Below are 14,130 nucleotides of genomic sequence, written 5' to 3'. Positions count from 1 at the left end.
TATCAATGGCTTCAAACAAAATACAATTCAGAAGTATTCATGAACTTAAAGATCCTGCTTTAAACAATAAGCTGGCTCAGAAAGAGTTTCAGGAAGAAATTCCGGTAGAAGATTTCCTTGGAGATGCTGAACAAAACGGATCTAGTACTTCAAGAAGAGATTTCTTAAAATTATTAGGTTTCTCTACTGCAGCGGTAACTTTAGCTGCTTGTGAAGCTCCGGTAATTAAAACAATTCCTTATGTGGTAAAACCACACGATATTATTCCGGGGGTTCCTAATTATTACGCTTCCACTTATTTTGACGGTTTCGACTTTGCTAGTGTTTTAGTAAAGACTCGTGAAGGAAGACCCATTAAAATAGATCCAAATCCTGCTGCAAAAGATTTGGGTAAAACCAATGCAAGAGCTCAGGCAAGTGTACTTTCTCTTTATGACAACGATAAAGTAAAGCAGCCTAAACTAAATGGGAAAGACGAAACTTTCGATAAAGTAGATGATTTCGTTCTTAAAGGTTTAGCTGAGGCTCAGGCAGGAGGAAAAAAGATTGTGCTTTTATCACATTCTTTACCTTCACCTACTTTCAAAAAACTATTTGCTGAATTTAAAGCAAAATATCCTACAGCAGAATTAGTAACTTATGATGCTTTCCCATACTCCGCAGCTCTTGATGCAGCTCAGGAAGTATTCGGACAAAGAGCATTACCGGTTTACGATCTTTCAACCAGTGAACTAGTAGTTTCTTTCCAGGCAGATTTCTTAGGAGATTACAATGCTTCAAGCTTAGAAACTTCCTATGCGGCCGCTAGAAAACCGGGGAAAAACATGTTGAGACACATTCAGGTGGAATCTAACATGTCCTTAACAGGTGCTAATGCTGACGAAAGAATCAGTTTAAAACCAAGCTTAGTAAACAAAACATTAGTTGAAGTTTATAACGCCATCGTAGGAGGTGGAACTTCTGATAAGACCGCATCTGAAATTGCTAAAGAATTAACTGCAAAAGGAAGCAAAGCAGTTGTTTTTGCGGACGGTTCTAAAGGAGCACAGGTTTTAGCTCACTTAATCAACCAGAAATTAGGCTCAGTTGCTTTCACTGGTAAAGCTAACTTACTTAAAGAATTTGATAAGGCTAGATATCAGGAATTCTTAGGATGGATCAATGCTGGTCAGGTTGGAGTATTAATTGCGAACAACGTAGACCCTATCTATTCTCATCACAAAGGGGCAGATTTTGAAAAATCTTTATCAAAAGTTCCTTATGTGATTGCCATTGCCGATAAGAAAAATGCAATGTATAAAGCAGCGAAAGCTGTAATTCCTGTAGCTAACTGGCTAGAGTCCTGGGGAGATATTGAACCTCAGACAGGAGTTTATTCTTTAATGCAGCCTACGATCCAGAAAATCTACAAATCAAGACAGATCGAAGAATCTCTATTGGTTTGGAAGAATGGTAAAAACAACGCGGCTAATAACTACTATGATTATTTAAAAGCAAATGCTACTTCTTTATTAGGAGGTACTTCTTTCAATAAAGCATTGTACAACGGTATTAATACTTCTGCCAATGCCACAACATTGGCTTACGCAGGAGGAAATGCGGCTCAGGCAATCGCTGAATTGGGGAACTTCAAAGCTTCTGATTTAGAATTGGTACTATATACCAAGACTTCAATGGGAGACGGAACTCAGGCCAACAACCCTTGGTTACAGGAGCTACCGGATCCAATCACAAGAATGTCTTGGGATAACTATTTGACCATTTCTCGTAAAGATGCAGAGAGATTAGGAATTGAGAACGATCTTAATGCGAGAATGCAGTTAGATGGTTCTATCGTAAATCTTACTGTAGGTGGAGTAAAAATAGAAAATGTTCCTGTATTTATTCAACCGGGACAAGCTGAGGGATCTGTAGGTCTTGCGCTTGGGTACGGTAAGAAAAACTCGGGGGCTACAGCAGATACAGGGGTAAACGCTTATCCTTTATTTGATGGTTCAAATCTGGTTCTATCTAATGTTAAATTAGAAAAGACAGGTGAAGATCATGAATTTGCGGGTATCCAGCTTCAAAATACATTAATGGGACGTTATGAAATTGCTAAGGAAGTTCCTTTGGCTGATTTCTTAAACGTAGCGTTTGACGATGAGCACAAAGGATGGAATAAGCCTTTGGAATACCACACAATCAGTGGGGCTCTTCCTGCAAGAAAGATTGACCTTTGGGATGCTTTCGATGATACAGACGGACCTCACTTCAATTTATCAATCGACCTGAACTCTTGTACTGGTTGTGGAGCATGTATTATTGCTTGCCAGGCTGAAAATAACGTTCCTGTTGTTGGTAAAGAAGAAATCAGAATGTCGAGAGATATGTACTGGTTAAGAATTGACCGTTACTACTCTACTACACAGAAAGTTGAGGTATATGAAGGATTAAAAGAAGGAATGGCTGTTCCTGAACTTTATGGAAACAGAGTTCCTCTTCTTACAAGCGAAGGTGCTTTAGACCACCCTGCAGATAACCCGGATGTAATCTTCCAGCCGGTAATGTGTCAGCACTGTAACCACGCTCCTTGTGAAACAGTATGTCCGGTAGCGGCTACTTCACACGGTAAGCAAGGACAGAACCATATGGCTTACAACAGATGTATCGGTACAAGATATTGTGCAAACAACTGTCCATATAAAGTGAGACGTTTCAACTGGTTTACTTATAACCTAAACGACAAGTTCGATTTCAACATGAACAACGATCTTGGAAGAATGGTGCTAAACCCTGACGTAGTGGTTAGAACAAGAGGGGTTATGGAGAAATGTTCAATGTGTATTCAGGAAACTCAGGCTACTATTTTAGCAGCGAAGAGAGAAAACAGAAAAGTAACAGACGATGAGTTCAAAAAATCTTGTGCTTGTGCTGCTGCTTGTTCTACCGGAGCAATGACGTTTGGAGATATGAATGACAAAGAATCTGAAGTTAGAGAACTATACTCCAGCAACAGAAGATATTATTTACTTGAAGAGATCGGAACAAAACCAAACGTGTTCTATCACACTAAAGTAAGAAACAGAGTAGAAAAATAAAGTTTAAATAATAAATAGGTAAAAAATGTCAGGACATTACGAAGCTCCGATAAGGGAACCTCTAATTATTGGTCACAAAACTTATCACGATATCACAGAAGATATTGCACGACCTATCGAAGAAAGAGCAGGTAAATTATGGTGGATCTCATTATATGCAGCCTTAGTTCTATTCATTTATGGATTCGGGTGTATCGCTTATACTATCGGAACAGGTATTGGAGCATGGGGACTTAACAGAACTATTAACTGGGGTTGGGATATTACTAACTTCGTATGGTGGGTAGGTATTGGTCACGCCGGAACCCTAATCTCAGCGGTATTATTATTATTTAGACAGAGATGGAGAATGTCTGTAAACAGATCAGCAGAGGCGATGACGATCTTTGCGGTTGTACAGGCGGCAATCTTCCCTGTAATTCACATGGGTAGAGTTTGGGTAGGATATTGGGTATTCCCATTGCCAAACCAATTCGGTTCTCTTTGGGGGAACTTTAACTCTCCTCTACTTTGGGACGTATTTGCGATCTCTACGTATTTCTCAGTATCTACAGTATTCTGGTTCATGGGATTGATTCCTGACTTTGCAATGATCAGAGACAGAGCTAAAACGCCTTGGACTAAAAAGATTTATACATTCCTTGCATTCGGTTGGGGTGGTAAGGCAAAACACTGGCAAAGATTCGAAGAATTATCTTTGGTATTAGCAGGTTTGGCAACTCCACTTGTATTCTCAGTACACACTACCGTATCCTTCGACTTCGCCACTTCGGTAATTAAAGGATGGCACTCTACGATCTATCCTCCTTATTTCGTTGCCGGTGCAATTTTCTCAGGATTTGCAATGGTACAAACGCTATTATTGGTTGCGAGAAAAGTTTGTCACTTGGAAGACTACATCACTATGTATCATATCGAGATTATGAACATCGTAATCATCGTAACGGGTGGTATGGTAACTGTTGCTTATGCTACTGAATATTTCATCGGATGGTATTCCGGGTCAAGATACGAAGACTTTACTTATCTTTCTCCGGGAGCTGCCGTAGGACCTTACTGGTGGGCTTTCTGGTCGTTGATCATCTGTAACCTTGTTATCCCGGCTTCTTTCTGGTTCAAGAGAGCGAGAACGAATATTATCTGGACTTTCATCGTTGCATTAATTATCAACATCGGTATGTGGTTCGAACGTTTTGACATTATCGTTATCAACCTTTCAAGAGACTACTTGCCAGGTTCATGGACGATGTTTAAGCCAACAATCATTGATGTGGGTGTATATTTAGGAACTATCGGATTCTTCTCTGTATTATTCTTATTATATGCAAGAACATTCCCTGTAATTGCACAGGCTGAATTAAAATCGATTTTGAAAATCTCAGGTGAAACTTATAAAGCAAAAGAAGGAGATGAGCACCACTAAAATTGTATACGGACTTTATGCTGATGACGACGATTTAATGAACGGCGTTAAAGCATTCAACGATAAAGGAATTAAAATTAACGAAGTTTATACTCCGTTTCCGGTCCACGGACTAGATAAAGCTTTAGGGTTAAAGAAAACAAGAATTTCTGATGCCGCTTTTATCTACGCTTGTTATGGTGTTACGATCGGTGCAACTTTAACATGGTACGTAATGAACCATGACTGGCCTCAGAATATTGGTGGTAAACCGGCTTTCGACTGGGGACATAATATGCCTGCATTCGTAGTTCCCATGTTCGAATTAATGGTATTCTGTGCTGCTCACATGATGTCATTGACTTTCCTGGTAAGAAATAAAATGTATCCTGGAGCTCCGGCACAAAACCCGGATCCAAGGACTACTGATGATAAATTCATGATGGAATTCGTAACTGATGATGTAGAATCTGTAAAACAGTTACTTATTGAAACTGGAGTTGAAGAAATAACTGTTAAAGATGCTTAAAATGAAAAAGAATGTATTAAAAATTACAGCAGTTTTAGGTTTAACAACAGTTTTACTTAACTCTTGCGGACCAAAAGAAAATGTACCATTGGTATATTTCCCGGATATGTACTTCCCGGTAGCTTATGATCCATTAATGAAAGCAGAGGATGCTTATTCAGATCATGAAAATGAAATTCCTGCTTTTGTAAGAAATAATGGAGCAACAGGTCTTTCTCCGGTAGAAGGAACAGTGGCTCAAAATAAAGACGGTGTTTTTGAAGAAAGCTTGCTTCCTAAAAACCCGGATCAGTATAATGCAGGTTACGATGCTTCGAAGACAGTTACTGCTTCTCCTTTAAACCCGGCTAATGCAGCTAAGGATATTGAAAGAGGAAAGTTCTTATTTGAGCGTACATGTGCTGCTTGTCATGGTGTAGGAGGAGATGGACAAGGCCCGATTGTTCAAAGTGGAGCATATTCTGGTGTACCAAACTATGCCGACAGAGAAATTACAGTAGGATCTGTTCATTATGTATTAACAAACGGTAGGAATGCGATGGGATCTTATGCAGGACAATTAAATCCTGGAGACAGATGGAGAGTAGCCATGTATGTAATGAGTGCTTTCAAAAAAGGAGCAGCTCCGGCAGCAGCTACAGCAACGACAGCAGAGGCTAAACCTGAAACTACTACTGAAACTAAAAAATAAGAAAAGAAATGTATAGTTTTTCACCAAAATTAAAATCAACTTCTATAATACTCCTTGTTGTAGGTTTAGTTTTATTTGCTATTGGTTTCTTTATGAACAAAGGAATCACTACAGAACAAATTGAACACATGATGGAGGCTGTTCATTCTTCAGGGCACAATGCACCTACTCACTCAAGTGAAATGGTAGGTCCTCAGGATCATGCAGCTCATTTGGAGCATGCAACTTTACAGGTTCATAACCAGCCTTTGGCGGCAATACATTTTGTAGCTGTATTTTTCTTTGGAGTTAGCTGCTGCGTATTATTCTTTTATTCTATTCAGCACGCTGCACATGCAGGTTGGCCAATCATCATTACAAGAGTAATGGAAGCTATCGCTTCTTATATCCCTTATGGAGGTGCAATTTTGATCATCATCATGTTGTTAAACATTACTCACAATGGGCACTTATTCCACTGGATGGATCCTGAATTGACAGATCCAAACTCCCCACATTTTGATACCATCTTATTCGAAAAGAAAAAATTCTTAAATATCCCTTTCTACGCATTCAGAACTATCCTTTACGTAGTGGGAGCATCTTTCTTCGCATGGAAATTAAAAGCGATGTCTAAGAAAGTAGATGAAACAAAATCAAGAGTAGATTATCAAATGCTTTACAGATGGGCGGTTGGATACATTGTATTCTTCGGATTCTGTTCTGCAGCCTGGGCTTGGGACTGGTTGATGTCTATTGACCCTCACTGGTATTCAACGATGTATATCTGGTATTCCATGGTGAGCTGCCTTTCAAGTGGAATCGCTGTCATCATTCTTTTCAGTGTTTACTTAAAGAAAAACGGATTCTTGCCACAGTTCAATGATAATCACTTACATGATTTAGGAGTATTCCTTTTCGCTACAAGTATGCTCTGGACGTATACATGGTTTGCGCAGTTCATGTTGTACTGGTATGCAAACGTTCCGGAAGAGGTTAACTACTTCTTCGGAAGATTCCAACACTACTCTCCTACTTACTTACCGATGTTGATCATCAACTTCTTATTACCGTTATTGGTATTAGTAAGCAGCAGCATCAAGAGAAACTACAAAGTAGTAACAACTATGGCTGTAGTAGTTCTTTTAGGACACATTCTTGATTACTTCAATATGGTAATGCCGGGAACAGTAGGACCATACTGGAAAAATCCTGAAGTATTCATCTTGATCTTAGGAGCAATCTTATTCGTAGCGGGATTATTCATGTTCACTGTATTAACTGCACTTTCTAAGCTGAAGTTAATTCCTACAGGAAACCCTTACTTACACGAATCTGAAATTTATGAGTATCCTTTCTAAGGACTTGTACAAATAAACTATAAAGACTGATTTCTAAGAAATCAGTCTTTTTTTATGAATGTATATGGACAAAAAAATTATTTCCCAGGCAACCTTTTCAAAATTTAAGTGTCTTATAAATAGACATCAGAATGATAACTATTAAATATCCTATTATGAAAAGAAATTATTTGCTATATGTTTTATTTTTACTCATTGTAAATTTCATCAACGCACAAACCATTACTTTCATTTCTGAAAATACCAACAAACCTTTACCCAAAGTATCAGTTTTCGGAAAAGACGGAAGCATTTTAGCGTATTCCGATATTGATGGCAAGATTGAAAAGCAGGCTTTAACGCCATCACAGGAAAAATTTCAATTGGTATATGATAACTACCCTGTTGCAACTCTATCTTATTCAGATTTTGATAAAGAGGTTATTAAAATAGATGATAAAGTAAGAGAAATTGAAGCAGTGGTCATCAAAAACAACAAACCTGCAAAATATGTCTTTGTAAAAGGAAACTTCAACACATATGTAACCCTTAACAATAAACTCAACTGTTATGCCGATGGAGTTGTCACTTATATTTTTGATAATAAGTCGAAAAAATTAAAAAGTACCCACATTGAACAATACAGAATTTTTCGATTGGAAAATGTAAGCATGGACCGAAAGCAACTTTCATCCTGGGATTATGATACTTTCTTAGAAGTTCCAAAGATTAAAAATGTTGGCAATGTGGAGGAATATAAAACCAAGAACACAAGATTCAAAGAATTAAAAGGAGCCCGTAAAGATGAAGTGGAAATTACCGGAGAAGCATTGCAAAAAAAAGAATTCGCTTTATTCGGTTATCGTTTTTTTGATTTCAGAAGTATTTTGAATATAGCTTATGAAAAGGATTCCAAAAAAACATTAAAAGATCTTCTTGAATATAACGAAATTGAGTTTTTAAAACTAAAACATAAAAGTGAGCCGGAATACAATGCAGTTGTTGTTTATAGTAACTTCTATCCTACCGAATTAAATTTCAAGAACGATAATGATATAGAGAAAGTAAAATTCAATACCAGTAACAGTAATTATCAGAATAATTTCTGGGAAGAAACTTCATTTCCGAATATGCAGACTGTTTTCAGTTCTTATTTCAAAGATGATCTGAAAGAAAAGCAAAACTCCAGCTCTGTAGGTACTAAAAAATAATTCACTAAAGTTTTCAAAAATACACGGATCATGAAAAAAATATTTCAAATTCTATTAGTTTTTTCTTTCGCCATAATTAATGCACAAAATATGGCCAATCGTTTTTTCTATGAATTAACTTATAAGCCCAACAAAGATTCTGCAAAGCTGGAAAAGGAAATGATGACTTTAGATATAGATAAAAATAAGTCGGTCTATCAATCCTACGAACTCATAGGTTTGGATTCATTGGCAAACGTAATGATTCAAAAAGCAATGGAATCCGGAAATATGCCGGACGAAAAGAGTCTAAGCAATAGAAAACCCACCCAATTCCTTCATAGGATCTTTAAAAACTATCCTGTACAGGAAATAGTGTATAAAGACCAGATATTAATGGATTATTATTCCTACCGCGAAAATCCCGGAATTAGCTGGAAAATTTCTGATGAAAAACAGAAATTCGGAGCCTATACTACTCAAAAAGCAACCACGGAATTTGGAGGAAGAAAATGGATCGCCTGGTTTACTACAGAAATTCCTTTCCAAGACGGCCCATACAAATTCTACGGACTTCCGGGACTGATTGTAAAAGTTGAGGACGATGCTAAAAACTATTCCTGGGAACTCAAAGGCAATAGAAAAATAGATCAGATTAAAGACACTTTATATACGGAAGGATTGATAAAGCAATCAGGATTATCAAGTTCCAAAGAAATTTCAAAAGAAAAGTTTCTGGAAAAATACGAGCAGTATAAAAATGACCCCTTAGCAAGCATGAAACAAATGCTTACCCAACTCCCCTCAGAAGTGAAACTCCCTGATGGTTTTTCTATATCACAGGAAATGCGTGAAGCAGAAAAAAAGATGAAAGAGGAACTGAATAGAAACAACAATAGCATAGAACTTCAGGTAAAAAATAAATAAAAAGAAAATAAAAATACTTACTAGTAAAGGTTTTTATTAAATTTGTAGCAAACCGAATAAAAATGAAAAAGTTTTCTTTTCTTTTGATTTTTAGTTTGCTGCTTTTTACAGCATGTAAGAAAGATCATGTGGATGCTACCAGTACAAAGACTCTACAGTCCAGTATTAATGATATGGCATCCAGTCTCCCGACCATTAAACAAATTAAGTTTAACGAGGCTCTATATATTCTGAAAACTTTTGGAGTAGAAGCTGATGGAGACATTAATGAATTGAAAGCTCTCGGGCAGCTGATCAACGGCAAAAAAGTTCCTGAAATCATGACCATGGCGGATCAGGTAGCTCAAAAAAACGGAATTGAATGGGCAAGTACAGCACCTCCTTCATTAGGAGAAATGAATATTTTTGGGGATGAAACAGCCAAGGAAAGTGATCCTAATGATGTAAAAGCAAATTCCCTGAGTCTTATAACAAGACCAACCGGTGATAACGGAGAAGGTGCAACTGCTATTCAGATCATTCCAAGATTAGTGGACAATGCGGGGAATCCTGTTGCCTTCACGGGTGCCGGACTGGAAACTACTTTAGAAGTTTTCAGTAATGGCGTAAAACTTTCAACCGCTAAAAACCTAATGCAGGATAATAACTTCAAAGGATTTAATTTAAAATTCTCATCTATTCCTGCTTCAAAGGTTGTGGATAATAAAATTGATATTACGGTAACTGTAAAAACTACGGCTAAAACATTCAAAATGTCAAAAATAGGATTAGACGTAAATCCTTCAGCCCTGAAAGTCCCTGTTCCTCCAAAAGTAGATTCTACAGCAGTGAACCAGGATCCGGCAGTTATAGATCCTAATAATCCAAATGCCAATCCAACAAATCCAACGGACCCGAATGCAACATCTACTCCGAAGCAGCCTACAGCGGATCCTAAAACAACCGTAAACAAGTTTTTAAATAACGTAAGTTCCCAAAACCTTAAAGCTGCTTTCGATGCTTCAAGCAATCCAAGCTGGGGAAGCTATGAGTCTTTCTCCAATCCTACCTCAGGATTTGGGTCGATCAAGAATGTAAGTGTAAAAAATATCACTACGAATGCATCGAATCCTAGTAGTGCAAGTGTGAATGCCACTTACGATGTAACAGACAAAAACGGAAGAGTAACTTCTCTGAAAGCCACTTTTGGACTTAAAAATGTAAATGGTGACTGGAAAATTTCCAGCTATAAAATCAATCCGTAATGGCTTCACAGGAACTGATCAGAAAATTAGAAGATACCATAGAAAACATCCCTGATTTTCCCGTCCCGGGAATTCAGTTTAAAGACATATCTCCTATATTTCTGAACCCCAAATTATATGAAGACGTTATTGAAGACCTTGTCGCTTTCAGCAAAGGAAAAGTAGATGCCGTTTGTGGAATAGAAAGCCGTGGTTACTTATTCGGAATTGCTATTGCTGTTGCCTTAGAAGTTCCATTTATTCTGATCCGTAAAAAAGGGAAACTTCCGCCTCCTGTTATTTCAGAAAAATATGACCTTGAGTATGGAAGTGCAGAAATAGAAACCCGTGAAGGACAGATTCAAACAGGACAGCGCATTCTCATCCATGACGATTTGCTGGCAACAGGAGGAACTACAGAAGCGGCTGCGAAGCTGGTAGAAAAACAAGGCGCAAAAGTTTCCCAATTCAGTTTTTTAATTGGTTTGAAAGGATTGAATGGAGATGAAAAGCTGAAAAAATTCAATGCGGAAGTCTATCATATCTTAGAATTTTAAGAGCAGGAATGGAAAAGCTGAAAGCGCATTTCGAAGAAATAATTGAATTGACTGATGATGAATTTGCCTATATTCTCTCGCATTTTACTACAAAAAAATTAAAAAAACATCAGTTCCTCATTCAGATAGGAGATAAGGTAAATCATACGTATTGGGTAAAAAAAGGACTGCTAAAAGCAGCTTATACGGACGAAAAGGAAAAGGAGCACATTTTACAGTTTGCGATGGAAAATTGGTGGATAACAGATTATCAAGCCTATTTTACCCGCACAAATGCTATACTCAATATTGATTGTCTCGAAAACTCGGAGCTTCTGTGCCTGTCTTATGAAAACCGTGAAAAGCTGTGCAGAGAAATGCAAAAAGTTGAACATTTTTTCAGAAAAAAAGCCAACAGCGGATTTATTGCTTTGCAAAAAAGAATGCTTTCCTTTATGTCAAATAATATAAAAGAACGCTATGAAATCCTGCTTTCACAATATCCTCACCTCTTCCAAAGAGTTTCAAAGACCATAATTGCATCTTATCTTGGAGTTTCGAGAGAATCTCTGAGCAGATTAAATACTAAGCTGTGAGATTTATCACAAAATATTTGTGAGATCCTTCCTTTTACCTCAGCTATTATAAATCCATTTTTGTATTAAGATTTAATATAAAATGAATTTAAATATGTCTCTGATGAAAAATATGTTTGCTATCTGTTTCTTGATAATAAACATTACTATTTACAGTCAAAAAACAAATAACAATGTTCAGATCAGCATTTTTGCTGAAAGCCGGCATCAATGGACCGGTATTGCCATTTCCAAAACGAATCGTGTTTTTGTTAATTTTCCAAGATGGTCTGCAGAAACTCCTGTCTCAGTCGCCGAAATTATTAATGGGAAAATTATTCCTTTTCCTGATCCAAACTGGAATAATTGGACAGAAAACACAGGGCGAAAAAATCAGTTTATCTGTGTTCAAAGTATATATATAGACCATAAAAACCTCCTTTGGGTTTTGGATACGGGCTATGAAAGGTCAAATGACACAACAAAAGGGGCGCGCTTATTTTGCTTTGACCTCAACAACAATACTCTTAAATACGAATATATATTACCCGTAGAAAAAATAACACATAAAGCCTATTTAAATGATTTTAGGGTTGATCATAAAAATCATATGGCTTATTTTACAGATTCACAGGTCGGCGGCCTGGTTATCTTAGACTTAAACACAAGTGAAGTCAGAAGAGTTCTTGCAACCCACTACTCTACTTTAGCAGAAGTAGAAAAGATAATAATAGAAGGCTATGAAAGAAATCATCCCGTACATTCAGATGGAATAGAGCTGGATCCTGAAAGCAGATATGTATATTATTGTTCACTGATGGGCAAAAATATTTACCGTATACCTGTTTCTTCTTTATTGGATAAAAATCTGTCTGACTCATCCCTGGAAGCAAGGGTGGAAAAATATGCAGAAACCGGGGCTAATGATGGGATAATATTCAACAAAAAGGGAGATCTTTTTCTGAGTAGTTTAGAAAAAAACGCAATCAGTAAAGTAAACAAAAAAGGCATTTTTGCTGAAATAATCCATGACAAAGCTATAAAATGGCCTGATTCTTTTGCTTTTGATCGCCGTGGAAACCTCTATTTTACTACCTCTCAAATACATTTACCAAAAGAGAAAAGAAATACTTACAAAATATTTAAATTGAAGTTTTAAAAACAAATCAAGAAAATCTTTTGATATTTAGGCCCTCATAAGCAATATTCATCATTTATATTTTGTAAATCATTCAGAAACAATTAAATTTGCATTTCAATTTTTAAGAATTTATGGCAAAACTTACAAAGAATGCTCAGAACGAGCAAGAAGGTAAAGAAACAGTGGAGTTTTTTAAAGACCTTGATAAAGAGGCTTTAAATACTGAAAGATTCCTTGAAAAATATTCAAAACCATTAAGTATTATCTTTGGTCTATTGATAGTAGGTGTATTAGGTTTTTTTGGTTACAAGCAATTTATTGTTGCTCCTAAGAATGCTGAAGCAGTAAAAAGCTTCCTTGCCGCACAAAAAAATCTTACTCAGGGAAAAGATAAAGAAGCTTTAGGAGGAAACTCTGCTGCAAACCCTGGTTTCAAAGGGACTTACAACGAGTATTCTTCCACAGAAATCGGTAAACTTTCTGCCTATAATGCTGGTTTATTGAAATTCAAAGAAGGAAAATTCCAGGAAGCTTATGATCTTTTAGATAAATTTTCATCTGATAATAAAGTATTAATGGCTATGAAATATGGAGCAATGGCAGACGCAAAGTCAGGATTGAATAAAAATGATGAAGCTTTGAGTCTTTTGGATAAGGCTGCATCTGCTTCTGATGATCCTTATACCATGTATTACTTTACAAGAAAGGCAGGTATTGTAGCTCTAGGGTTAAAGAAAAACGCAGAAGCTAAAAAATATTTCGCTACTATTGATGAAAAATATCAGGATTACGATAACGGAATGTCTGATTCTTATATTGAAATGACTAAATATTACTAATATATGGCAACAGTTAATCTTTCAGATTACAAGCCACTTCATATAACCAATGCCGAAGATTTTTCTATCGGCATTGTTTTTTCTGAGTGGAATGATTTTGTAACCTACAATCTTCGTGACGCAGCCCTGGAAATTCTTGAAAAAGAAGGCGTAAAGGTAGAAAACATCAAACTTTTTCCGGTTCCGGGAGCATTTGAACTGAATTATGCAAGCATGCAGCTTTGTAAGGAAAGAAAATACGATGCGGTAATTGCCATCGGATGTGTCATTCGTGGAGAAACCCCACACTTCGATTACGTATGTTCAGCAGTAGCACAGGGAATTAAAGATTGTAATATCTTAACGGATACCCCAACAATCTTCTGCGTACTTACGGATGATACTAAAGAACAATCAATCGCAAGAAGCGGTGGTGATTTAGGAAATAAAGGGGTGGAAGCTGCAGTAACAGCATTAAGAATGATCGACTTTAAAAAGAAACTGTCTGATAAAAAAGGAAACATCGGTTTCGGAAACGCATAATTATCTTCGAAAGTACTCTATAAAGGCCATTTTAAAAAATGGCCTTTTTTATTTATCATATTTTGGAAATAATACAAATTATGCAACAATATCATGTTTTTATTTTTTTTATTATAAACAAATCCATACAAAAACTATCTTTGTGGAATTAATATA

General features: G+C 36.7%; 13 protein-coding genes. All 13 read left to right on the top strand.

Annotated features, from left to right (window positions below):
* Positions 1-5 precede the first annotated feature (5 nt).
* Complete coding sequence (locus tag ACGHIN_RS01130) at positions 6-3,080, top strand: TAT-variant-translocated molybdopterin oxidoreductase (RefSeq protein WP_390450174.1); 3,075 nt, start codon at positions 6-8, stop codon at positions 3,078-3,080.
* Between the two features lie 25 nt (positions 3,081-3,105).
* A complete protein-coding gene (gene nrfD / locus ACGHIN_RS01125; RefSeq protein WP_390450173.1) occupies positions 3,106-4,503 on the top strand; it encodes an NrfD/PsrC family molybdoenzyme membrane anchor subunit in 1,398 nt (465 codons plus the stop codon).
* On the top strand, positions 4,490-5,011 hold the full coding sequence (locus ACGHIN_RS01120) for a DUF3341 domain-containing protein (protein ID WP_050021928.1): 522 nt from the start codon (positions 4,490-4,492) through the stop codon (positions 5,009-5,011). Before nrfD ends, ACGHIN_RS01120 begins: the two co-directional genes overlap by 14 nt.
* Positions 5,004-5,702 carry a c-type cytochrome gene (locus tag ACGHIN_RS01115; protein WP_390450172.1) on the top strand — a complete coding sequence of 233 codons (699 nt, stop codon included), beginning with the start codon at positions 5,004-5,006 and terminating at the stop codon, positions 5,700-5,702. Before ACGHIN_RS01120 ends, ACGHIN_RS01115 begins: the two co-directional genes overlap by 8 nt.
* Before the next feature lie 8 nt (positions 5,703-5,710).
* Positions 5,711-7,042 (top strand): quinol:cytochrome C oxidoreductase, encoded by a 1,332-nt coding sequence (locus tag ACGHIN_RS01110; protein ID WP_390450171.1) that lies wholly within the window; start codon positions 5,711-5,713, stop codon positions 7,040-7,042.
* A gap of 155 nt (positions 7,043-7,197) precedes the next feature.
* Entirely contained in the window at positions 7,198-8,232 is a 1,035-nt protein-coding gene (locus tag ACGHIN_RS01105; RefSeq protein ID WP_390450170.1) for a hypothetical protein, read from the top strand.
* 30 nt (positions 8,233-8,262) lie between these two features.
* The gene (locus tag ACGHIN_RS01100; protein WP_390450169.1) at positions 8,263-9,138 is read left to right on the top strand and encodes a GLPGLI family protein; all 876 of its coding nucleotides are present in this window, start codon (positions 8,263-8,265) and stop codon (positions 9,136-9,138) included.
* Positions 9,139-9,200: 62 nt separating this feature from the next.
* Complete coding sequence (locus tag ACGHIN_RS01095) at positions 9,201-10,382, top strand: hypothetical protein (protein ID WP_390450168.1); 1,182 nt, start codon at positions 9,201-9,203, stop codon at positions 10,380-10,382.
* Complete coding sequence (locus ACGHIN_RS01090; RefSeq protein ID WP_390450167.1) at positions 10,382-10,918, top strand: adenine phosphoribosyltransferase; 537 nt, start codon at positions 10,382-10,384, stop codon at positions 10,916-10,918. The genes ACGHIN_RS01095 and ACGHIN_RS01090 overlap by 1 nt, the downstream gene beginning before the upstream one ends.
* An 8-nt stretch (positions 10,919-10,926) precedes the next feature.
* Positions 10,927-11,493, top strand: a complete 567-nt coding sequence (locus ACGHIN_RS01085) for a Crp/Fnr family transcriptional regulator (RefSeq protein WP_390450166.1) — start codon at positions 10,927-10,929, stop codon at positions 11,491-11,493.
* Between the two features lie 103 nt (positions 11,494-11,596).
* Entirely contained in the window at positions 11,597-12,631 is a 1,035-nt protein-coding gene (locus tag ACGHIN_RS01080; protein ID WP_390450165.1) for an SMP-30/gluconolactonase/LRE family protein, read from the top strand.
* A gap of 113 nt (positions 12,632-12,744) precedes the next feature.
* Positions 12,745-13,452, top strand: coding sequence for a YfgM family protein (locus ACGHIN_RS01075; RefSeq protein WP_390450164.1), 708 nt, complete (start codon positions 12,745-12,747; stop codon positions 13,450-13,452).
* A gap of 3 nt (positions 13,453-13,455) precedes the next feature.
* Entirely contained in the window at positions 13,456-13,974 is a 519-nt protein-coding gene (gene ribH, locus ACGHIN_RS01070) for a 6,7-dimethyl-8-ribityllumazine synthase (RefSeq protein WP_390450163.1), read from the top strand.
* Positions 13,975-14,130: the final 156 nt, after the last annotated feature.

This window comes from Chryseobacterium barbadense (assembly GCF_042849955.1).
Lineage (GTDB): Bacteria > Bacteroidota > Bacteroidia > Flavobacteriales > Weeksellaceae > Chryseobacterium.
Note: the sequence above shows the minus strand (reverse complement) of the source record. Positions and strands in the feature narration are given on the sequence as shown.